Source organism: Rhizobium sp. WSM409, from assembly GCF_057653825.1.
This window is the reverse complement of record NZ_JBYGKP010000003.1, coordinates 351,414-374,302: the sequence shown is the minus strand read 5'-3', so window position 1 is coordinate 374,302 and position 22,889 is coordinate 351,414. Positions and strand designations below refer to the sequence as shown.

At 59.7% G+C, this 22,889-nt stretch carries 20 protein-coding genes; 11 read left to right on the top strand and 9 right to left on the bottom strand.

The window, feature by feature from the left end:
- Nucleotides 1-432 precede the first annotated feature (432 nt).
- The 5 genes from AC25BC_RS29430 to AC25BC_RS29410 form a co-directional block, all read right to left on the bottom strand.
- Complete coding sequence (locus tag AC25BC_RS29430; protein WP_128438629.1) at nt 433-1,647, bottom strand: MFS transporter; 1,215 nt, start codon at nt 1,645-1,647, stop codon at nt 433-435.
- Between the two features lie 175 nt (nt 1,648-1,822).
- The gene (locus AC25BC_RS29425; protein WP_003554037.1) at nt 1,823-3,316 is read right to left on the bottom strand and encodes a sulfatase; all 1,494 of its coding nucleotides are present in this window, start codon (nt 3,314-3,316) and stop codon (nt 1,823-1,825) included.
- Between the two features lie 38 nt (nt 3,317-3,354).
- Nucleotides 3,355-4,212 carry a carbohydrate ABC transporter permease gene (locus AC25BC_RS29420; protein ID WP_003554040.1) on the bottom strand — a complete coding sequence of 286 codons (858 nt, stop codon included), beginning with the start codon at nt 4,210-4,212 and terminating at the stop codon, nt 3,355-3,357.
- A complete protein-coding gene (locus tag AC25BC_RS29415) occupies nt 4,209-5,174 on the bottom strand; it encodes a carbohydrate ABC transporter permease (RefSeq protein ID WP_260693982.1) in 966 nt (321 codons plus the stop codon). Before AC25BC_RS29415 ends, AC25BC_RS29420 begins: the two co-directional genes overlap by 4 nt.
- Nucleotides 5,174-6,466, bottom strand: a complete 1,293-nt coding sequence (locus AC25BC_RS29410; RefSeq protein WP_128438628.1) for an ABC transporter substrate-binding protein — start codon at nt 6,464-6,466, stop codon at nt 5,174-5,176. Before AC25BC_RS29410 ends, AC25BC_RS29415 begins: the two co-directional genes overlap by 1 nt.
- A 245-nt stretch (nt 6,467-6,711) precedes the next feature.
- Between AC25BC_RS29410 and AC25BC_RS29405 the strand changes: the two genes are divergently transcribed.
- Nucleotides 6,712-7,620 (top strand): LysR family transcriptional regulator, encoded by a 909-nt coding sequence (locus AC25BC_RS29405; protein WP_003554047.1) that lies wholly within the window; start codon nt 6,712-6,714, stop codon nt 7,618-7,620.
- On the opposite strand, the gene AC25BC_RS29400 is transcribed toward AC25BC_RS29405, so the two are convergent.
- The 4 genes from AC25BC_RS29400 to AC25BC_RS29385 form a co-directional block, all read right to left on the bottom strand.
- Nucleotides 7,621-8,103 carry a GNAT family N-acetyltransferase gene (locus tag AC25BC_RS29400; protein WP_128407607.1) on the bottom strand — a complete coding sequence of 161 codons (483 nt, stop codon included), beginning with the start codon at nt 8,101-8,103 and terminating at the stop codon, nt 7,621-7,623. It abuts the gene before it with no gap.
- Nucleotides 8,104-8,179: 76 nt separating this feature from the next.
- Entirely contained in the window at nt 8,180-9,385 is a 1,206-nt protein-coding gene (gene pcaF, locus AC25BC_RS29395; RefSeq protein ID WP_128407606.1) for a 3-oxoadipyl-CoA thiolase, read from the bottom strand.
- A gap of 9 nt (nt 9,386-9,394) precedes the next feature.
- Nucleotides 9,395-10,099, bottom strand: coding sequence for a 3-oxoacid CoA-transferase subunit B (locus AC25BC_RS29390; RefSeq protein ID WP_128438627.1), 705 nt, complete (start codon nt 10,097-10,099; stop codon nt 9,395-9,397).
- Nucleotides 10,096-10,803, bottom strand: a complete 708-nt coding sequence (locus AC25BC_RS29385; RefSeq protein ID WP_003554056.1) for a 3-oxoacid CoA-transferase subunit A — start codon at nt 10,801-10,803, stop codon at nt 10,096-10,098. The genes AC25BC_RS29390 and AC25BC_RS29385 overlap by 4 nt, the downstream gene beginning before the upstream one ends.
- 157 nt (nt 10,804-10,960) lie before the next feature.
- Here AC25BC_RS29385 and AC25BC_RS29380 point away from each other — a divergent pair, with 157 nt between their 5' ends.
- The 10 genes from AC25BC_RS29380 to AC25BC_RS29335 all read left to right on the top strand — a co-directional run bounded on the left by AC25BC_RS29380 (nt 10,961) and on the right by AC25BC_RS29335 (nt 22,881).
- The gene (locus AC25BC_RS29380) at nt 10,961-11,719 is read left to right on the top strand and encodes an IclR family transcriptional regulator (RefSeq protein WP_128438626.1); all 759 of its coding nucleotides are present in this window, start codon (nt 10,961-10,963) and stop codon (nt 11,717-11,719) included.
- Entirely contained in the window at nt 11,716-11,886 is a 171-nt protein-coding gene (locus AC25BC_RS29375) for a PIN domain-containing protein (protein WP_409565780.1), read from the top strand. The genes AC25BC_RS29380 and AC25BC_RS29375 overlap by 4 nt, the downstream gene beginning before the upstream one ends.
- 112 nt (nt 11,887-11,998) lie before the next feature.
- Complete coding sequence (locus AC25BC_RS29370) at nt 11,999-12,925, top strand: ArsR/SmtB family transcription factor (protein WP_017996516.1); 927 nt, start codon at nt 11,999-12,001, stop codon at nt 12,923-12,925.
- A gap of 210 nt (nt 12,926-13,135) precedes the next feature.
- On the top strand, nt 13,136-14,644 hold the full coding sequence (gene arfA, locus AC25BC_RS29365) for an arabinosylfuranosidase ArfA (RefSeq protein WP_128438624.1): 1,509 nt from the start codon (nt 13,136-13,138) through the stop codon (nt 14,642-14,644).
- 203 nt (nt 14,645-14,847) lie between these two features.
- Nucleotides 14,848-16,752, top strand: coding sequence for an ABC transporter substrate-binding protein (locus AC25BC_RS29360; protein WP_017996517.1), 1,905 nt, complete (start codon nt 14,848-14,850; stop codon nt 16,750-16,752).
- A 113-nt stretch (nt 16,753-16,865) separates the two neighbouring features.
- On the top strand, nt 16,866-17,870 hold the full coding sequence (locus tag AC25BC_RS29355; RefSeq protein ID WP_003554064.1) for an ABC transporter permease: 1,005 nt from the start codon (nt 16,866-16,868) through the stop codon (nt 17,868-17,870).
- 3 nt (nt 17,871-17,873) lie between these two features.
- The gene (locus tag AC25BC_RS29350) at nt 17,874-18,731 is read left to right on the top strand and encodes an ABC transporter permease (RefSeq protein WP_003554066.1); all 858 of its coding nucleotides are present in this window, start codon (nt 17,874-17,876) and stop codon (nt 18,729-18,731) included.
- Between the two features lies 1 nt (nt 18,732).
- On the top strand, nt 18,733-19,722 hold the full coding sequence (locus AC25BC_RS29345; protein ID WP_003554069.1) for an ABC transporter ATP-binding protein: 990 nt from the start codon (nt 18,733-18,735) through the stop codon (nt 19,720-19,722).
- Entirely contained in the window at nt 19,719-20,531 is an 813-nt protein-coding gene (locus tag AC25BC_RS29340; protein WP_128438623.1) for an ABC transporter ATP-binding protein, read from the top strand. The genes AC25BC_RS29345 and AC25BC_RS29340 overlap by 4 nt, the downstream gene beginning before the upstream one ends.
- A gap of 106 nt (nt 20,532-20,637) precedes the next feature.
- Nucleotides 20,638-22,881, top strand: coding sequence for a bifunctional diguanylate cyclase/phosphodiesterase (locus tag AC25BC_RS29335; RefSeq protein WP_128438622.1), 2,244 nt, complete (start codon nt 20,638-20,640; stop codon nt 22,879-22,881).
- Nucleotides 22,882-22,889: the final 8 nt, after the last annotated feature.

The window sequence follows — 22,889 nt, the reverse complement described above, 5'->3', positions numbered from 1 at the left end:
GAGCAATCCCTATTACCCTCATTGATGCAGCATGGCCCCCAGCCAAAAGTTAATAAAGAGTATACTGCCGAAGAACTGAGGGTTCCTCAAGTGAATATTTAAGGATTGGTGCGTCTTACCCGTTACCGCCCTAGCAGAGCGCGTCGCCGTATCGTCCGCTACTACACCAATACGAACTCGACTTTTGCGTGAATCAAGTATATTCCTTGCCTTGCAACGCTTTGTTCTTTCGCAATCCAGAATGGCACACAAGCCAGCGGATGTGAATGATCGCGGTCCGGCTGGTCCTCGTCCATTTTTTACGGTGGAGGCGAATGTGCCGCCTGCGGTGTTGGCGATCTGGCGGCAAAAGTCGCGACGATGCGAAAACCTTGAGTGGGCGTTCACCGACGTCCACTCTCGATACTGCTCGTGAGGGCTTTAAGGCGCCGGTTACGGCGCCATGCCGAAGGCAGGTTGTGGTTTCTGGCGGGCGAGAGGCGGGAACGCGAGCGCTATCGCCGCGGCCCCCAGCCCGACCATCGCGGAGCCGATGAACAGCCAGGAATAATTGGCGAAGGTGTCGAATATCCAGCCGCCGATGAGAGGGCCGAAGGCCATGCCGAGGCTGGAGAGCATCGTCGCCGCGCCGAAGACCGTGCCGATGATGCGCGGCCCGAAATATTCCCGCGCCAGCACGGCATAAAGCGGCATCACACCCCCATAGGCGCTGCCGAAGACGATGGCGAGCGCGTAGAATTCACCGAGCTGGCTGACGAGGAGATAGGTCGCAAGGGCCGCCGCCTGCACGAGCAGGCCGGCGACCAGCACCGGCTTCACCCCGATCCTGTCGGCAAGGCTGCCATAGAGCAGCCGGCCACCCAATCCCGCCAGACCCTCGACGCTGTAGATGCTGACGGCCGCCATCGGTGCGACGCCGCAGATCGTCGCATAGTTCACCATGTGGAAGATCGGCCCGGAATGTGCCGCACAGCAGGCAAAAAAGGTCAGGCCAAGCACGATGAATTGCGGCGATCGAAAGACCTTCGACAGTTGCGGCCGGGCGCCGTCGGCCGCGAACTCGGCTCCGGTGTCAGTAGTCTCGGCGGGCGGACGCCTGACGAGAAACGCAGCCGGCACGAGCAGCACCCAGGCCGCAACGCCGATGATCAGCATGGCCGGCCGCCATTCATAGGTTGAGATCAACCAACGCGCGAAAGGTGAGATCGTCATCGGCGCGACGCCCATGCCAGCCGAGACCAGCGACACCGCAAGCCCGCGGTTTTCGTCGAACCAGGCGGTCGTCGCCGCGATCATCGGCGCGAAGAACGTGCTGGCGGCCAGCCCGACGAGGATGCCGTAGGTTAGCTGGAACTGCAGCAGCGTTTCGGCCCGGCTCGCCAGGACCAGCGCCAAGCCGAGCAGCACGGACCCGATCATCACGACGATGCGCGGGCCGAAGCGGTCGCTTGCCGCCCCCCAGAAGAAGCCGCCGAAACCCATGACGATGAAGTTCAGCGTCATCGCGCTTGCTATGCCGACATGCGACCAGCCGGTCGCCGTTGCAATCGGCTCCTGAAAGATCGCCAACGAGAACATCGCGCCGAGCGCAACGCATGTCATCAATGCGCCCGCAGCGACGATGACCCAACGATAGGAAACACTCATGGCTACATAACCTCCATGCCGACAGAGTGATCGCGGCGCATGCGGCAAGCCTACCGCATTTCGCGCCTGCGATCTCAAGACGTTTGAACCGCCGCGATTTCGACAGCGCACTCACATCTTTTTTAAGTGTCGAACCGGCAATGGCCCTATCGGCAATGCGCTCTGATCCTCGAAACTAGTCCAATCCCAGTCTCTGAAACAGTTCGGTCGGCGCGCCATACTGCTCGACGACTTGCCGCATAAGATGCAGCATTCGTTCTCGCTCTTCGCGCCGATCCTGCCAGAGGTCGCGCTTTTGGCCTGGATCATTGCGTCGATCAAATAGCAGCGGCTGGCTGTCCAGGTTCCGCCGGTCTCCGGGGCCGTCGGGGGTGATGGGAATTTTCCATTGCGGCATGTCGATACCGGGAATGTAATAGCCATGATCGACCGGCCTGTCCTGCGGCTCGATGGTGGTGGGCACCATGGTCGAGTAGGCGTAAAGCGGCTTTTCGCGATCCGGCGGCTGGATCAGCGTCCATTCGCCATCGGTGCAGCAGATGCCTTGCCCGAATGTCCCGTATATGACGGCGTTCCGCGCGTTGCTGGTCTCGCCTTTGAGAAGCGGCAGAAATGAATGCGAATGCGTCTGTCGTGGCGGCTCGACGCCGGCCATAGCCAGGATCGACGCGAAGAGGTCGACGGTCGACGTCAGATTTTTTATCGCGCCACCATTGGCTTGGAAGCCGGGGTGCCAGACGAGCAGCGGGATGTTTGCGTGGCTGTCGAAATGCGGGAATTGTTTGCCATAGCCGCCGCGTTCGCCGAGGTCGTGTCCGTGATCGGTGGTGACGATAACAGCCGTGTCGTCCCAGAGCTCAAGTTCGTCCAGGGTTGTGAACAGCTTGCCCAGCCACCGGTCCGTCATCGTCAGCTTGGCGCCATACTGGGAGCGAACGAAAGCCAGTTCCTCGGGGCTCGCCTGGCTCATGAACTCCGCCTGACGCGCCGCATCCTGATAGGGCGGCCACAGCGTGAAGCGGTCGCGCGCCGCACCGTCACCGTACATCGATGCATAGGGCTCCGGCACATCGAAGGGTTCATGCACGTCGAAGGACTCGACCTGCAGAAAAAACGGCTTTCCGGTTTTCGGTTTGGCCAGCCATTCGCTGGCTGATGTCATCACCTTGGCGGGAAAGAAATCGGCCTCATCGTTGAAGTTCGCGACATTGGAGAAGTAGCGATGGCCATAGCCCGGACGCCATTTCTCGATATTGTGCGCCCATCGCGGCAGATCCGCCTCCGGCACAAGCGGTTCCCAGAAATCCAGCTCGTGCCCTCGAATGAATTCCGCGCCTTGGAAGCTCTGGATGTAGCCGTTCGCCGACTCCTCCCAGTAGTGATAGTGATCGGTGACGATCGCGGTGGTGTAGCCCGCACTCTCCAGCAGTTTCGGCAGACGAAGGTCGAAGGGTTCGAGCGGGCCCCAAGGACGCCATTGCATGCCGCTGAAGCCGGCAAAAATCTCACGCCGCGCCGGCATGCAGGGCAGGCTGCCGACGAAGTGATTGTCAAAACGCCAGGCCTTTTGCGCAAATGACTGAAGGTTCGGTGTCGCAAACTCAGTTCCGCCATAGGCCGAAAGAGCATTGCGGTTAACGCTGTCGATAAGCACGAGGATGATGTTCATGGAAGGACCTTCGATGTTCGTTCGAGGCTTTCACGCCGCTACAGCTTCACCGCACCGGCCGCGAGATCGGAGACCAGCTTTCGTTGAAGCAGCATGAAAAGGACAAGCGTGGGCAGCGTCGAAATCACCGATGCCGTCATCACCAGATTCCATTGGGTGGTGTATTCGCCGAAGAAGCCGGCCAGCCCGACCGGCACGGTCTTGTTTTCGTCCGCTGTCATCAGTGTCAGGGCAAACAGAAATTCATCCCACCCCGACACGAAGGCGTTGACCGCGACCGTCACCACACCCGGCCAGGCGATCGGCAAAATGACCTTGAAGATGATCTGGATCGTGGAGGCGCCGTCGAGCTTGGCTGCCTCGTCGAGATCCTGGGGAATTGTGTCGAGGTAGCCGAGAAGCAGATAGATGGCGAATGGCAGGTTCATGGCCGTATAGGACAGAACCAGGCTCAGCGGATTGTTGATCAGCCCGACGGCGAAAAACATCGAATAAAGCGGCGTAATCAGGATCACGTAGGGAAATAGCTGCGTGCAGATCACCAGGATCAGCAACAGGCCGCGGCCGCGGAAATCGCGGTTGCGCGAAAAACCATAGGCGGTGATCAGCGCGATGGTCACGGCCGCGACAGTCGAGATTGTGCAGACGACGAGGCTGTTTCTGAGGTAGTTCGGGAACGGCGAATTCTGAAGGAGGGTGTAGTAGTTTTCCAGGGTGACGCTGGTGAACAGCTGAAACGTCCGGGTGAAGATTTCCTTGTCCGGGCGGAAGGAAATCAGAACCACCCAAATGAAGGGGAACGCCAAAATCAGCAGCAGGCCGATACCCAGAATGACGGTGATCAGGTCCCTGGCGAACCTGATATGCCGCGCTTTATGCGTCATCGAAACATTCATGACGACGCTCCCCGTTTCCCGCGGGAGAGAATCCCGAGATAGACGAGCGCGAAGGCGAACATCATCAGGCTCATGAGAACGCCGATGGCGGCACCCTCGCCGACGCGATAGTCGACAAACGAGACCGTATACATTTTCGTTGCCAGAACCTGGGTGTAGTCGCCCGGTCCTCCTCGGGTGGCGAGCCAGACGTAGACGAAATTGTTGAAGGTCCAGATCGTCGTCAGCAGCGCGACGACCGCGATCACGGGCTTCAGCATCGGCAGGATGATGCGCAAATGGATCTGAAACTCGGACGCGCCGTCGATGCGGGCCGCTTCCCTGAGTTCCCTCGGAATCGACTGCAGCGCCGCGAGAAAGGTGATGATGACGAAAGGAAGCTCGCGCCAGATCAACATCGTTTCGACCGCGCCCCAGACCGTCGACGTCCTGGAAAGGAACGGAATTCCCCTGTCGATGAGCCCCGTCGACAGGAGAAACTGGTTGACCGCGCCATAGCGGGGATCGAGCAGCCACTTCCAGGCGGCGACGGCGACGACCGGCGGCGTTACGAAGGGGACAAGCACCAGCGACCGGACGAGCCAGCCGATGCGCCATCTGGCGAAGACCTCGGCGTTGAGAAGGATCGCCAGCGCAAGTCCGAGTGCCAATCGAATGACGACCGTCACGAATGTCAGCAGGAAAGCGGTGTTGAATAAGGCGCCGGCAATTCCATCATCCTTGAGGACGGCGGCGAAGTTGGCAAAGCCGACCCACCGACCCTCCTTTCCCAGATCGAAAAGGCTAAGATCCTGAAAGCTGAGCGCGATATTGTAGAATGCCGGGCCGGCAAAAAAGATTGCCAGGATGAGCATCGCCGGCATGACCAGGCCATAAGGCTCGAAATGCCAACTCCGGAATGATCCTCGTCTTTCGGCGCGCTTGGCCAGCGCGCCGTCCGGGTTTGCGGAAACAGACATCATCAGCCCTTGCCGCGGGCAAGCAAGTCGTTGAGCTCCTTGATGATGACATCCGCAGCCTCATCAGGATTGCGCTGCCCGGAGAATACGGCGCCGAACTCACGATTGATGAGCGCTGTCATGCTCGACACCTTGATCGGGGACGAGATGTAGCGCTCGAAGGTCTGCGCCAACGGAAGCATCGTTACATAGCCCTGTTCGGCCGGCGGAAACTGGAGCTGTGAAAGCAGCGACTTCTGCGAGGGATATTGGTTGTAGGTTTTGAAGGTCTCGGGGCCGACCAGATATTTGACGAACTCCCAGGCCTCCTTCTGATGCTTGGTGTTGGGATTGATGCCCAGCGCACGTCCGCCAAGATGGGAGATGCGCTTTTCCGTCCCTTTCGGGATCGGTGCGGTCAGCAGCGGCTTTTCAGATTGTTTCTGGGCGGCCCTGAAGGTTTGCGGCGGAAAGAAAGTGATCGCGCAGTCGCCTCGGCCGAGCCCGCCGATCAGCTCGGGATCGCCCCAGGCATTCACGGTGATGAGGTTTTCGGGCGCCGTTCCGTCCACGAAAAACTGGTTGAAATAGTTCATCGCCGCCGCCAGTTGCTCCGGCGTCACCGCCACCTTCCATTTCCCCGGGCTTTCCTCCGTGACCAAGGTCGAGCCGTTGCTCCAGAGGTAATAATTTACCAGCGTCCACATGCCGCTGTCGGGTGCGCTGCCTGCGGGGAAGCAGAAACCGTGTTGTTCGGTCCCACTACCTTCGGTGGTCAACTTCTTGGCAGCTGCCGCAAGATCGTCCCAGCTATCGGGAAAGTTCGAGACACCTGCTGCCTGCAGGAGATCCGGGCGATAGGCCATCGAGAATGTATCCGCCGTCCATGGCAGGCCGAAGATTTTGCCATCGAGGGTGGCGAGGTCGAGAGCCAGAAAATCGTCGGTGCCGGCTCCCGGCGCATTCGATTGGATGAGAGGGCTAAGATCGAGGAGCAGCTTTGATCGCGCGAGATCACGCGTCCACACGAAAGCCAGCTGCTGAACATCCGGTCCCGCACCGGCGGGAATTTCGCGCGCCAACTGGGCAAGCGTGTCGCCGCCCGACATCGTCTCCAATTTGACCTGGACATCGGGATGACTAGAGTTCCAGGCCTCGACGGCGGCAATCAGGCCTTGAATTTCGGTCGGGGGATCGAATTGACGAAACGTCAGCTGGACCTTGTCCTGCGCCGCCGATGGAGCGATTGCAAAAATCATCGACGCCGCCGTCGTCGCGGCGAAAATCAACTGCCGGCCTATGCCATTTTTAAACATCGGTTCCTCCTCCTTCTATCCCCATCCCGCGCCCCGATTTCTTTGTCGAAGGCTTATTCTTCTGTGTAGAGCGTCCGTCGAGAACGTGCTCATCGGCGCGAAATTCCCTTTCATGAGGGGCTTTCGCAGCTCTTGGCACGCTCGAATTAGTCTACTATTGTTGTGTACAATGTGGCGCAGATGGTGCTGAGGTCAAATGCAAACATGCTATATGTTATGCATAAGTCGCATAGGGAGGGAGACGGATGCGGGAGCTACGCCAATTCGTCGAAGTGGCAAACCAGCGATCGATCTCGCGTGCCGCCAAGAAGCTGAATATTTCGCAGCCGGCGCTTTCCCGGGCTATCCGGCAACTCGAAGACAGCTACGGCGTTCCGCTGTTCAATAGGACCGGCGCCGGCGTCGAATTGAGCGTTTACGGTTCAGCCCTTTATAGCCGGGCGGTGCGGATATTGCCGGCGCTCGATGAAGCGAAAGAAGAGATCGAACATCTTCAGGGCCGCGCCAAGGCCGTTATTCGCATAGCCACCGGCGATCTTTGGGGGCTCGTCATATTGCCGGGGATCATAAAAGCCTTCAGCCGGACGCATCCGGGTGTCGTCGTCCACGTCGAGATCGCCGATGACGGTACACGTTTCGAAGGGATGCGGCACGGCGTCTACGATCTCGTCTTCGGAACGCTCTCCTACAAATATGAAGCCGTCATGCAAGTCGAGTTCGAAACGCTGGCAAGACAGGCGACCTACATCTACTGCCACAAGGATCATCACCTGGCCAAAGCGGCGACCGTCACCCTCGATGATCTTCTGCGTCAGCGCTGGATCAGCCCCGGTTACGGAGATGATGAAGGGCCTGGTCAACTCGAGCGTCAGACCCGGGATTTTGCGGTTCGTGTGGACTCCATGTTGCAGGCTCTGTTGATCATGCAGGGTTCGCCGCTGGTGATGGCCGCCTCCAGCGGCTTTGCGAAATTGTTCGATGGGTTCGGGATCAGACCGGTGATGTTCCAGGACCACGGCCGCGTACAGGAATCGGGCGCAATCTACTTTCCGCGCGCGCTCGAAAAATCTCCGGTCCGCGATTTCCTGCGTTTGGTGCGTGGTTCGATGCCGTTGTTGGCGTTGCCCGAATTCTCGCTTCCTGAAACTGCGTGATCAAAGCGTGCGAAACATCACCAATGCGTCGACATAGCCCTGCGTCGGATGAAGAAAGACGCCCGGGAGCCGGCCGACGATATCGAACCCGAGAGATTGCCACAGCGCGACCGCGCGTTCGTTGCTGCTGACGACGAAATTGAACTGCATGGCGCGAAAGCCACGCAAGCGGGCATGGTCCAGGGAATGCTCATGCATCAGCCGGGCGACGCCACGGCCGCTTGCTGCAGCATCGGTCATGTAACCGCAGTTGCAGACATGCCGGCCGCCACCTGCCTGATTGGCCTTGATGTAATAGGTGCCGAGGATCACGCCATCCGCTTCGGCGACGAAGGTCTCGCGGTCCGGTCCCATCCAGTAGGCCAGCGCATCAGCTTCGCTCAAATCGCGATCGAGCGCATAGGTTTCGCCGGCGCGGATCGTCGGACCGATGATCCTCCAGATGGCGCTTCGATCGTTCTTGTCCGCGGGTCGGATCAGCATGCCCGATCTCTAACGAAACCGGGCACGCCGCGCAACGGGTCGGCAGCCTCCGGCAAAAGCTGGAAGCGTCCCGGCCTCAAACCCTTTCAAGTGCTATCGCAATCCCCTGCCCGACGCCGATGCACATGGTCGACAGCGAATATTGTCCGCCGGTCTGCAAAAGCTCGAGGGCAGCCGTGCCGGTGATGCGTGCACCCGACATGCCAAGCGGATGGCCGAGCGCGATCGCGCCGCCATTGCGGTTCACCCGCGCATCATCATCGGCAATGCCGAGCGCGCGCAGCACCGCCAGCCCCTGGCTGGCAAAGGCCTCGTTGAGTTCGATCACGTCGAACTGATCCGCGGTCATGCCGAGCCGTGCCATCAGCTTGCGCGAGGCCGGGATCGGCCCGACGCCCATCACCCTTGGCGGAACGGCGGCAGCCGCGCCGCCGAGGATGCGGGCGATCGGCGTCAGGCCGTATTTCCGCGCCGCCGCTTCCGAAGCGACGATCAGCGCCGCCGCCCCGTCATTGACGCCGGAGGCATTGCCCGCCGTCACCGTGCCGCCTTCTTTTTTGAAAGGTGTCGCGAGTTTCGCCAGCGTTTCGATCGTGGTTGCGCGCGGATGCTCGTCCTTGTCGACGATAACAGGATCGCCCTTGCGCTGCGAGATGGTCACCGGGGTGATCTCCTTCGCCAACCGTCCGTTCGCCTGGGCGGCGGCGGCCTTCGCCTGGCTTCGCACCGCGAAGGCATCCTGATCCTCGCGGCTGACATGATAGTCCTCGGCGACATTCTCGCCAGTCTCCGGCATGGAATCGACGCCGTACTGCTTCTTCATCAGCGGGTTGACGAAGCGCCAGCCGATCGTCGTGTCATGGATTTCGGCGGCCCGTGAAAAGGCCGTCTCGGCCTTCGGCATGACGAACGGCGCGCGTGACATGCTCTCGACGCCACCAGCGATCATCAGCTCGGCTTCGCCCGCGCGGATGGCGCGTGCGGCCGTGATCACCGCATCCATGCCGGAGCCGCAGAGCCGGTTGATCGTCGTGCCGGGGACGGCGATCGGCAGGCCGGCGAGCAGAGCCGACATGCGCGCGACATTGCGGTTGTCCTCACCCGCCTGGTTGGCGCAGCCGAAGATCACATCGTCGACGGCTTCCCAATCGACGGCGGCATTTCGTTGCATCAGTGCCTTCAGCGGGATGGCACCGAGATCGTCGGCCCGCACCTGGGAGAGCGAGCCGGCGAAACGGCCGATCGGCGTTCTGATATAGTCGCAGATAAAGGCTTCGGTCATGGCTTTTCCTCAGAGTTTCGGGACGACAAGGTCGGCAACCGGCCCTTCGACGTGCAGCGGCGCACCGGTCATCGCCAGCAATTCCTCCTGCGACATCGCGGCCAGTTTCTCGCGCAGGACGAAACGTCCGTTGACGATGTCGACGACGGCGTGGCTGGTATAGACGCGGGTGATGCAGGCAACGCCGGTCAGCGGGAAGGTGCATGTCTCCACCAGTTTCGGCTCGCCTGTCTTAGTGACGTGCTCGGTAATGACGCAGACCTGCTTGGCGCCGTGCACCAGGTCCATGGCGCCGCCGACGGCCGGCACGCCTTTGCTGCCCACCCGCCAGTTGGCAAGGTCGCCGCTCTGGGCAACCTGATAGGCGCCGAGGATCGCGACGTCGAGATGGCCGCCGCGCACCATGGCGAAGCTGTCGGCGTGATGGAAGAAGGCGGCACCCGGCTTCAGCGTTACCGCCTTCTTGCCGGCGTTGATCAGATCCCAGTCCTCCTCGCCTGCCGCCGGCGGTTCGCCGAAATTCAGGATGCCGTTTTCCGTGTGGAAAATCGCCTGACGGCCGGGCGGCTGATAGCGGGCGACCATTTCGGGAAAGCCGATACCGAGGTTGACATAGGCGCCGTCGGCGATGTCCTGCGCGGCGCGCCAGGCGATCTGCGCATTGGAAAGCTTGATGTCTTCGCGGGTGTTGATGGGGCGGGTGTTGATGGTCATACGTAGGCCACTCCGGCTCGAATGAGCTCTTCTTCCTGCTGGGGATTGGAAACAGTGACGACGCGGTCGACGAAGATGCCTGGTGTCACCACCTGCTCGGGATCGATGCCGCCGGCCGGCACGATCGATGACACCTGGACGATGGTCTTCGCAGCTGCCATGCACATCAGCGGATTGAAGTTGCGGCCGGCCTTGTTGTAGGTGAGGTTGCCCTGGATATCGCCGATCGCAGCCTTGACGATCGCGAAGTCGGCCTTCAGCCAGCGCTCCTGCACATAGTGGCGGCCATCGAATTCGGCGATGACCTTGCCGTTGGCCAGTTCGGTGCCGTAGGCGGTCGGCGTATAGAAAGCCGGGATGCCGGCTCCGCCGGCGCGGATGCGCTCGGCAAGCGTTCCCTGCGGCACCAGCTCGAGCTCAATTTCGCCGGCCAGATATTTATCCGTGAAGGCGCGCGGATCCGACGAACGCGGGAATGAGCAGATCATCTTTCTGACCATGCCGGCATCGATCATCGCTGCAATGCCGATGCGCCCGTTGCCGGCATTGTTGTTGATCACGGTGAGGTTCTTGGAGCCCTTGTCGATCAAGGCATGAATGAGCTCGATCGGGGCGCCCGAGCCACCAAAACCACCGATCATGACGGTCGCGCCATCACCGATCTCAGAGACGGCTTCCGCCGTGCTCCCGACTGTCTTGTCCATGCGTGACCTCTCCTTGGCTACTCGGTCGGGGAACTCCCATCCCGTCCTCTGGCGTAGACATAAAGTGCCGCGGGCCAAGCGGCAACGTATTTGTGCGATATTTGACATTTGTTCATATATCGCACAAATTGAGATGAATCCATTGGAGACTGGACCCATGCGCGAAACGGATTTCGTCAGTGGCTTTGCCCGCGGCCTGAAGGTGATCGAAGCTTTCGGCGAAACGCGACAGCGGCTTTCCATCGCCGAGGCCGCCAAGCTGACGGAGCTCGACCGCGCCACTGTGCGCCGCTCGCTGCTGACGCTCGCCGAGCTCGGATATGCCGATTATGACGGCAAGTTCTTCACGCTGACGCCGAAGATCCTGCGGCTTGGCCATGCCTATCTCGCAGCGACGCCGCTGCCGGCGCTGCTGCAGCCGCATCTCGATCTTCTCTCGGAAAAGGCCGGCCAGAGCGCCTCGGCCTCGGTGCTCGATGGCACCGACATCGTCTATATCGCCCGCGCCTCGCAACGCCGCGTCATGTCGATCAACCTCACCCCCGGCAGCCGCCTGCCCGCCTACTGCGCCTCGATGGGGCGCGTGCTGCTCGCAGCCCTTAGCGAGAGCGAGGCGCGCGCCATCCTCGCCCGCAGCGAGCTGAAGCAAAACACGCCGAATACGAAGACCGATCCGGAGGACCTCATCATCGAATTCCGCCGGGTCCGCACTGACGGTTACGCCATCATCGATCAGGAGCTGGAGATCGGCCTCTGCTCTATCGCGGTGCCTGTCGACAACGACCGCGGCGAAACGGTCGCGGCGATCAATATCGGCGCGCCGGCCGCCCTCGTCCCGGCGGCCGAGATGAAGGAGCGCTATCTGCCGCTGCTGAAGGAAACACAGGCCGCGTTGCGGCCGCTGCTGCGCCGGTGAGCCACCGCAATCTCGGCTTCCCTCGGGCTCCCCGCACCCCGCAACGCCAGTTCGATGCGCAGAACGCAGCCGTCGCCGTCTCGCGCGGCGCTCCACTCGCAACGCGCAATGCGTCTGATTTCGAGGGGCTCGGCTTGCAGATCATCAATCCGTGGAAGGATCTCTAAGTCCCTCGCATCGCAGAATTCTGAACCATCTAAAATCAGCCGAGACCCAAGCACTCCCACTTGATGTATCATAATTTCCGATATACATCACTTCAGCGGAAATAGTGGAGGAATGATGGAACGCTCGTTTTTGACGATTGCCGCTGGCGAGAATAATGATGCGATACGCGCGCTTTCGGCACCGGCGCGACTCGAGATGCTCAAGTTGCTTTGCGCCAAAGGGCCGATGAATATCAACGATATCGCACGTGCCCTTTCTCTTCCTCAATCGACTGTCGCCACCGGGATCCAGATTTTGGAAGACGCCCGGCTTGTCGATTCGCAGTTGACGAAGGCCCGCAAGGGAAACCAGAAGATCTGCTCGGCGATCTACAGCGAAATTCTGATCAGTTTCGAGGAAAGTGCGGCCCAAAGGGCCAACAATATCATCGAAGTCGAGATGCCGGTCGGGCTCTACACCAGCTGTGACGTCCATGCGCCGTGTGGTCTTTGCTCCACCGAGAGCGTCATCGGCCCGCTCGATGTTCCCGACTATTTTCTCGACCCGCAGCGCATGCAGGCCGGGCTCGTCTGGTTCGGCCGGGGTTATGTGGAATATAAATTCCCCAACAATGCTAAGGTGTTAAACAAGGATATCCGCGCCATCGAGTTTTCGCTGGAGTTGTCGTCTGAGGTGCCTGGCACCAATCCGGACTGGCCGTCCGACATAACGCTCTGGGTCAACGGCATGGCCATCGGCACCTGGACGTCGCCCGGCGACTACGGCGACAAGCGCGGCGCCTTCACGCCGGCATGGTGGAAGCTCGAAGGCTCGCAATATGGGATGATGAAGACCTGGCGGATTTCCACCCGCGGGACCTTCATCGACGGTATCGCCGCCTCGAATGTCACGCTCAGCGACCTCGCGCTTGCCCAGCACTCCTCGATCCGGCTGCGGGTCGGCATCGCCGAAAATGCCGGTCATACTGGCGGCGTGAATATTTTCGGGCGTAGCTTCGGAAATCACGGGCGCGATATCATCATGCGACTGCATGTCTGAAAAATAAAAATCGGAAATCTTGATTTAAATATTACGATTCTTTCCGGTTCCGGTGGCCGATAAAGGCGCCCAAATAACTGTAATTAAACAATTTTTTTTGAACTCCATATTAGTATGATTAAAGTCGCAACTTGGTTGACACAACAACATTCCTGATATCAAGTTAGAGGCAAGAAAACAAAATATCTGATACATAAACGGGAGGATCCGTTGAAGACGAACGTTGTGGTTCACCGCGATTTCCGCATCGCGACCATTGATTCCAGGCTCTACAGTTCATTTCTAGAGCATCTCGGCAGGGCGATCTACGGGGGCATTTATGAACCCGGTCACCCGACGGCCGATGAGGACGGATTCCGCCAGGATGTCCTTGATCTCGTCCGTGATCTCGACACGCCCTATTGCCGCTATCCCGGCGGCAACTTCGTCTCGGCCTATAATTGGGAAGACGGCGTCGGCCCGCGTGCCGAGCGCCCGGTGCGCCTCGACCTTGCCTGGCGCACCCGCGAAGCCAACCAGATCGGCGTCAATGAATTCGTCGACTGGTGCAAGAAGGCAAATACCAAGCCGATGCTCGCCGTCAATCTCGGATCACGCGGCCTGGATGCGGCTCGCAATTTCCTCGAATATTGCAATCATCCCGGCGGCACCTACTGGTCGGATCTGCGCCGCAAGCACGGCTGGTCTAATCCGCACGATGTCAAATTGTGGTGCCTCGGCAACGAGATGGATGGCCCCTGGCAGGTCGGCCACAAGTCGGCCTATGAATATGGCCGGCTGGCGGATGAGACGGCCAAAGCCATGCGCGGCTTCGACAAGTCGCTTGAGCTCGTGGTCTGCGGCTCGTCCAATTCCGACATGAAGACTTATCCCGAGTGGGAAGCCCAGGTCCTCGAGCAGTGCTATGACAGCGCCGACCATATCTCGCTGCATATGTATTTTGCCAACCGCGAGAAAAATACCCTCAACTATCTTGCCCGCGCGACGAAGCTCGACCGCTACATCACCACGATCGGCGGCGTGATCGACTACATCAAGGCGAAAAAACGCTCGAAGAAGACGATCGGCATTTCCTTCGACGAATGGAATGTCTGGTATCATTCCAACCAGCAGGACAAGGAGATCCTGGCGCGCGACGAATGGCCGGATGCGCCGCATCTCTTGGAAGACATCTATAATTTCGAGGACGTGCTGCAGGTCGGCGGCATCCTCAACACCTTCATCCGACGTTCCGACCGGGTGCGCATCGCCTGCATCGCGCAGCTCGTCAACGTCATTGCCCCGATCATGACCGAGGACGGCGGTGCGGCGTGGCGCCAGACCATCTATTACCCGTTCTATTACGCCTCCAGATATGGCCGTGGAACGGCACTGCAGCTGGTCGTCGATGGCCCGACCTATGACAGCGACGAGGAGAACGACGTCCCCTATCTCGACGTATCGGCAGTCCATTCCGAAGACGGCAAGACGCTGACCTTCTTTGCCGTCAACCGCCATCCGAGCACGGCGCTCGATCTCGATGTGCGACTGGAAGGCTTCGGAAATGCCCGGGTGGTCGAGCAGGTGGAGATGACCCACGGCGACCTGGAAGCCGTCAATACGGCGGTGCGGCCGAAGACGGTCGCCCCCGTCAACGTCGAGAGTGGAAACATCGAGGATGGACGCCTGCGGGCGGCGCTGAAACCGTTCTCCTACAACGTCATCCGGCTGTCGGTGTGACAGCTACCGCCGGGTAGCCCATTGGGGGCACGCCCCGGCTGAAAATATTCGGCTCGCTGCGAGGAGGCAGGGAGCCGGAGAGATGGTTCACTGAGGTCCCGGACCTGATTGTTCAAGTCCTGACGCTTCTGCGAACCGACAACCGCGACGTGCCCATGCGTGCCTTTGCGGCCGCCGTATCGTCGCTTTCTAGGGAGGAGTTCATGCAACAGTGGAAGAGGCTCGCATTTGGCGTCGCGCTGGCCGCACTCGGCCTGACAGCGACGGCCAAGGCCGATGACTACACCTCCTTGCCGCGCAAGGAGACGCTCATCGTCGAAAATCCGGAAGGGACGATCAAAAATCCCGGCTGGTTCAACATCTGGGTCAATGGCGGCGGCGGCGTATCGACCGGCCTGCAGCAGCTGACCATGGATACGCTCTGGTATATCGACCCCGAACAAGGGCTTGGCGGCGCGACCTGGGACAATTCTCTGGCTGCCGACAAGCCGCAATACAATGCCGACTTTACCGAGATGACCGTGAAACTGCGCAAGGGGCTCTTCTGGAGCGATGGCGTGGAGTTCACGGCAGACGACGTGGTCTATACCGTGAAGACGCAGATGGATCACCCCGGAATGGTCTGGAGTGCTGCCTTCTCGGTGCAGGTGGCAAGCGTCGAGGCGACCGACCCCTCGACTGTGGTGTTCAAGCTAAAGAAGCCCAATTCGCGCTTCCATGCCATCTTCACCGTTCGCTGGAACGGCGCCTGGATCATGCCCAAGCATGTTTTCGAGAAAGTCGAAGATCCGCTTCGTTATGATTTCGCCAATCCCGTTTCGCTCGGCGCCTACAAGCTCAAGTCCTACGACCCCCAGGGCAAGTGGTATACCTGGGAGAAGCGCGACGACTGGCAGCGGACATCGCTTGCCCGCTTCGGCGAGCCGGCTCCGAAATACGTGACCTATGCCGATCCCGGCCCGCCGGATAAACGCACCATCGCTCAGCTCGAGCACAATCTCGATATCATTCACGACAACACGCCCGAGGGCATGTTCACGCTGAAGGAAAAATCCAAGACGATCGAAACCTGGTTCCCGGGTTTCCCCTTCGCCCATCCGGACCCGACGCTTCCGGCCGTGATCTTCAACACCCAGAATCCGCCCTTCGACAATGCCGATGTACGCTGGGCGCTTGCCCTGCTGATCGACATCAAGGCGGTGGATATGGCGAGCTATCGCGGGGCAGCGACGCTTTCGGCGCTCGGCGTGCCGCCGACGGCGGCCACGATGAAGGACTATCAGGCGCCGATGCAGGATTGGCTGAAGAATTTCGAGATCGATACCGGCAAGAGCAAGATCAAGCCTTATGACCCGACGGTCGGGCAACAGATCGCCGATATCCTGCGCAAGCAGCCGAAGTTCAAGGACCAGATCCCGACCGACCCGGAGGCGATCAGCGGTGCCTTCGGCTATGGCTGGTGGAAACCGGATCCGAAGGCTGCCGGCGAACTGCTGGAGAAGGCAGGCTTCAAGAAATCCGGCGGCAAATGGCTGACCCCTGATGGACAGCCCTTCAAGATCCGGATGACGGTGGAAGGCGACACACGCTCGGTCTTCACCCGCGCCGGGACGTTGATCGCACAGCAATGGGCCGCATTCGGCATCGACGCCAAAGCCGTGCCGGCCGCGAAACTTTGGCAGACGGCGCTACAGCCCGGCGATTTCCAGGTTGCGATCGCCTGGAGCGTCGAGACCTGGGGCGGCGATCCCGACCTGTCGTTCTTCCTGGACAGCTGGCATTCGCAGTTCGTGGCCAAGAAGGGTGACAATCAGCCGCCGCGCAACTGGCAGCGCTGGAGCAATCCGGAGCTCGACAAGATCATCGAAAGCATTCGCGGCATCAGCGCCGACGATCCGAAGGGCGTCGAGCTCGGCAAGGATTATCTGAAGCTGGTCGCCCGCGAAATGCCGACGATCCCGCTGATGTCGTATAACGTCTTCACCTCGATGGATACGACCTATTGGACCGGTTATCCGACGATCGCCGATCCCTATACCGATCCGGTGCCGAATTGGGCCAACTCCAGGCTGATGATGGTCAAGCTGAAGCCGGCACAACCGAAATAATCCTCCCAACGCCGGCGCGAGTGTTGCGCGCCGGCCCCCTAATCGACGGGCATGTGGCATGTCCGTCGATCCTTTCCACTTGATGAAGGGAACCAGAGAGGAACCACCGCCCTATGACGTCCTATCTGATCTTTGTGCTGAAGCGGTTCGGTCAGTTTCTGCTCGTTGTATTTCTTGGCGTGACCATCACATTCTTCGTCACCCACCTGACCCCGATCGATCCGGTCGAAGAAAGCATAGGCGCCATCACCCAGATGGGGCAGTCCGATCCGAATGCGATCGAACTGATGCGCCAGTCGCTTCGCGAGCTTTACGGCATGGAGGGCTCGATCTGGCAGCAATACCTGCATTTCTGGCTGCGGCTTGCGACCGGTGATCTCGGTCCCTCGCTATCGGCTTTCCCCACGCCCGTTTCCACCATCATCCTGCGATCCCTGCCCTGGACAATCGGACTGATGACGGTATCGACGCTGATCACCTTCGTGCTCGGCAATGCGATCGGCGCGCTCGCCGGCTATTACCGCAAGGACATGGTGCTGAAGGCCGTCAGCCTCGTCTTCATCGCCCTGCTTCCCATTCCCTATTACATCCTCGCCTTCGTGCTTCTGATTGTGTTCGGCTATCTCTGGCCGGTGCTGCCGATCAATGGCGGCTACGAGATGAACGCCAATCTGGACCTCTCCTTTGCCCTGGTCTTCGATATCCTGAAACACTCGATCCTGCCGGCCTTGTCGCTGATCATGGTCGGTGCCGGCAGCTGGCTGATCGGGATGCGCGCGCTCGTTTCCAACATCATCACCGAGGATTACGTCGTCTTCGCCGAGCTTGGCGGCGTTCCGAAGCGAAAGATCCTGCGCTCCTACATCGCCCGCAATGCCATGGTGCCGCAGTTCACCGGGCTTGCCATGTCGCTCGGCGCGATCTTCAACGGCACGGTCATCACCGAAATCGTCTTCGGCTATCCGGGCATTGGCAACCTGCTGATCGAAGCGGTGCATGCCGGCGACTATAGCCTGGTGCTCGGCCTCAGCGCATTGTCGATCGTCGGCGTCGCCGCCGCCGTCTTCATCATCGACATTCTGAGCCCGCTGATCGACCCGCGCATCAAGGTGGAATAGAGCATGTTTACGATCGTCCGCGACCTCGCGCGCCAGAATATGGAATTCCTCTGCGGCCTGCTGCTCTTTGCCGTCATCGTCGCATTGATAGTGGTGTCCTATTTCTCGCCTTACGGCGCGACCGACATCTATCTTCTGCCGCCCGATATGCCGCCCGATGGAGAATATTGGCTCGGCACGACGTCGCGCGGCCAGGACGTTTTCTGGCAGCTGACAACCGCGCTCAGGAACACCCTGTTTTTTGGCATCGGCGTCGCCTTCATTTCACGCATCATCTCGCTGGTCGTCGGCCTCGTCGCCGGCTATGCCGGCGGCGCGGTCGACCGGGTGCTGATGGCCATCAACGACAGCGTCATGGTCATCCCGCAATTTCCGCTGCTGATCCTGTTCTACTTCGTGCTGAAGGACAGCATGACCTGGACGGCGCTGATCCTCATCATGGCCGCGCTCGGCTGGTCCTATGATGCACGCCTCATCCGTTCGGTGGCGATCAGCCTGAAGACGAGATCCTTCACCACCCAGAGCGTCTATTCCGGCATGAGCATGCGCAAGATCCTCGTCGAGGAGCACCTGCCCTATGTTCTGCCGATCGTCTTTGCCACCACGATGAACAACATGATCTGGTCGATCGGCATGGAGATCACCCTGTCGGTGCTCGGCTTCACCGATATCGAGACGCCGACCATGGGCATGATGATCTATTGGGCCAATGCGCATTCGGCGCTGATATCAGGCATTTGGTGGTGGGTGGCCGCCCCCGTCGCCGTCATCGTCGTCCTCTTCCTGGCGCTCTTCCTGCTGTCCATGTCGATGAACGAATACAACGATCCGCGCAGCCGGCTGAACCGGATGGGAAGTTAGTATGGATCCTTTGGTCGAAATTGAGAATCTGAAAGCCTATTACCGTGCCTTCCTCTACGGCGTCGATCGCGAGGTGCGCGCCGTCGACGATATCAGCCTGACCATCGCCCGCGGCGAGGTCTATGGCGTCGCCGGTGAATCGAGCAGCGGCAAGACGACCTTGATCAAGACCATTGCCGGCGCGATCCGGCCGCCGCTGAGGGTCGTGTCCGGGAAAGTGACATTCCATTTCGACGGCGGCACCCAGGATATCTATGCGATGAAGCCGGAGGATCGGCTGGCGCTGCGCTGGAAGCATCTGTCCTATATCATGCAGGGCTCGATGAATGTGCTCAATCCGGTGCGCCGGATCCGTCATTCCTTCACCGATTTCGCCTTTCGCCACATGAAGGTCAGCGGCCCGGTCTTTCTCGAAAGGGTCGCCACCCATCTGCAGCGGCTGAAGCTGGATCCGCATCTGCTCGATGCCTATCCCCACGAACTCTCCGGCGGCATGCGCCAGCGCATGACCATTGCGCTGGCCACCATCCTGACGCCGGAATTCATCATCGCCGACGAACCGACGACCGCGCTCGACGTCATCGTTCAGCGCGACGTGCTGTCGATGATCCGCGAGATCCAACGCGAGATGGGCTCGTCCTTCCTGTTCGTCACCCATGATATGGGGGTTCACGCGACGGTCTCCGACCGTATCGGCATTGTCTATGCCGGGCGTCTTGTCGAGGAAGCGCCGACCGCCAAACTCTTCAACAAACCGCTCCACCCCTATACGCAGCACCTCGTCGGCAGCCTGCCGCGCATCGGCGATGCGACGGCCCGCCCTTCGCTGGAGGGGCGTCCGCCTAACCTCGCCATGCCGCCGGAAGGCTGCCGGTTTCATCCGCGCTGTCCCAAGCGCATGGAGATCTGCTCGCAGAAGGTTCCGCCGCTCGTCACTGTCGAGCCGCAGCGGCGCGTGGCGTGTTTTGCCGTTACGGGAGATCAGGTTTGAGCGCTCTTCTTAGCCTCTCGCACGTCACGAAGGTCTACCGGCAGGGCGGCATGCTCGGCCGGCGGCTGATCACGGCGGTCAAGGACGTCAGCTTCGAATTGGGAGCGGAGCCGGAGATCCTGTCGATCGTTGGAGAATCCGGCTCGGGAAAATCGACGATCGCGGCGATGATCCTCGGCCAGACCGAACCAACGGAAGGCGAGCTTCAATTCAGCGGCAGGACCGTCGCCATCCATAGCCGATCCGAACGCAAGGCTTTCATGAAAGAGGTCCAGCCGGTTCTGCAAAACCCCTTCGAAGCCTTCAATCCGCTGAAACGTGTCGACCGTTATCTCTTCGAGACCGCCCGCAATTTTTCATTCTCGGGAAATCGGCCGGACCGAGAGCAGGCGGAGAAGATGGCGGATGCAGCCCTCGTCCATGTCGGCCTGACCCTTGAAGAAGTGAAAGGCCGGTTCCCCCACGAATTGTCGGGCGGCCAGCTTCAGCGCGTCGCCATCGCCCGCGCGCTGATCCCGCAACCCCGGCTGCTGGTGGCCGACGAACCGGTATCCATGGTCGACGCATCGCTGCGCATGGCGATCGTCAATCTCTTCGCCCGCCTGAAAAACGAGCTCGGTCTTTCGATCGTCTACATCACCCACGACCTCGCCACCGCCTATTACATCAGCGACAACATCATCATCATGCGCAAAGGCGAAATCGTCGAACGCGGACAGGCGCGGGCCGTGCTGGATGATCCCCAGCATGAGTATTCGCGGGCGCTGAAGGATGCGGTGTTGGCGGCGGATTTTGGTGCGGCGGTGTGAGTGGTGCAACGAACAGGCAGCTTTCCTTTATGAGGGTTGGCAGGTTTAGCGTTGCCTTAAAGAAACCGTGCAAGGATGAGGGCCTGTCATCCACGCCGGTAACCTGATGAAGTTTCGAAGCAATCTCGCTCGCTCTGTAATAAGCCATACCAGCGCATTCGCTCCCGCAATATTTGCCGCAATTATTGCAACAATCGTCGTTTGGGTCGCAACGAACTGGCGGCTGGAGCGATCGCTTGCCGATGAACGCTCGATCGTTGCCGGCGAGCTTGCTACCATATCCTCCCGGCTTCAGACGAACCTCAATAGCAATGTGAAGCTGTTGCAGGGGCTGGCGGCCGGCATCGCAGTCAATCCAGAGATGGGCCAAAACGGATTTTCCAAACTTGCCGCGCAGATCCTGCAACCTGATTCGCAATTGCGAAGCTTCGCTGCCGCGCCCGACCTGGTGGTCAGGTGGGTTTATCCGGAGAAAGGAAACGAAAAGGCCATCGGGCTCGACTACCGAAACAATGAGCAGCAACGGGCTGCCGCGATGCTGGCGCGCAACACCCACAATATCGTTCTGACGGGCCCAGTGGAGCTTGTCCAAGGTGGAACCGCTTTTGTCGTCAGGTGCCCGGTCTACATCAATACCGGAACAAGCCAGGTCTTTTGGGGCCTGCTTTCCGGAATAGTCGACATACCGAAGCTTTACCAGGAAAGTGGCCTTGCTTCGACCGAGCTTGAGATCGCCATCAGCACCGTACCGGAGCCGAATTCGCCCAAACAGGTTTTTTTCGGCAGCCTGGCAACTTTTTCCAGCAAACCGGTTCAGACATCCGTTGACATGGTTTATGGCCGATGGACCCTCGCCGCACTGCCAAAGCAGGGATGGGGCCAAAATAGCGGGATCGGCATTTTTGAGTTCTACGCCAGCCTGTTGGCATTATGTGTCGTTGCACCGATTGTCTGGATCGGCTTTCTGACCGGATCACGCCAAAGAACGATCGAAAAGCTTCGCCTTCACAAGAAAAAGCTCGTTCGGGCACGACAGAGGCTGGAGCATCTCTCATTGCATGACGCATTGACGGGGCTTCCCAATCGACGATTTGTCGACCGGATGATCTCGCAACCGCCGAGACCCCGTCCACAAGATTGTCTGATATTCATTCACATCGACCTGGATCGATTTAAAGAGATCAACGACACGAGAGGGCATGCTGGCGGTGACGCGGTCTTGCAAGCAACGGCTTCTCGCCTTGCCGATTTGGTTGGTCCAAACGACGTAGCGGCTCGGATCGGTGGAGATGAGTTCATCTTCGCCAGTTGGAGTGCCGATCCGGAGCCGAAGGCAACCGCATTGGCCCGACAAATTGTCGATACGCTCGATCAGCCCCTCATCATCGACGATGCGGCGTGTGTTGTCGGTGCAAGCGTCGGCGTCGCCTGGGAGACTGAACGTGCTCTCGGTCCGGACCTCGGCCAATTGCTTCTCAATGCGGATTTGGCTTTGTACGAGGCAAAGAAGGCGGGTCGCGGCCGCGCGGCGGTTTTTACGGAAGAGCTTCGCAGCGCCGTGATCCACTCGAAAGAATTGGCGGACGAATTCAAGCAAGCGCTAGATCGCGATGAACTCGTTGCATTCTTTCAACCGCAGTTCGATGCAAATACGTTGGACCTTGCCGGCGTCGAGACACTTGCCCGTTGGGATCACCCGCAAAAAGGTCTGCTCGCCCCGGACAAATTTCTGGACGTTGCGGAAAAACTGGGGCGCACCGGCGACATGGATAGGCTGATCCTGCAAAAGGCCCTATTCGAGCTGACAAGATGGGACAGTCTGGGAATGCAAATTCCACGTGTCTCTGTCAACATTTCAGCGCGTCGGCTGGCGCAGCCAAATCTGCTTGCCGAGCTGTCCGAACTTCCCATAGCGAAAGGTCGCCTGTGTTTCGAGCTGCTCGAGACAATCTCCTTCAATGATCTTCAACCTGTTCTCAAAGAGATCATTCCAGCCGTCAAAAAGCTTGGCATCGAAATCGAGATCGATGACTTCGGCACCGAACATGCCAGCATTGTCAGTCTGCTTCGGTTTGAGCCGCGACGACTGAAGATCGATCGCGAAATTATCAAGCCGATTGTCGCGTCTCCATCTCAGCGCCGCCTGGTCTCCTCTATTATCGAAATCGGCCGATCGCAGAACATCGACATCGTTGCAGAGGGCGTGGAGACAATGGACCATGCGAAGATCCTGAAGGATCTCGGTTGCCATATATTGCAAGGTTACGCTCTGGCACGGCCAATGACCTCGGAGCAGTTGATTGAATTTTATTGTGTGAAGGACAAAGGAATGACAGAGGCAGGCCGATAGCCAAGCCC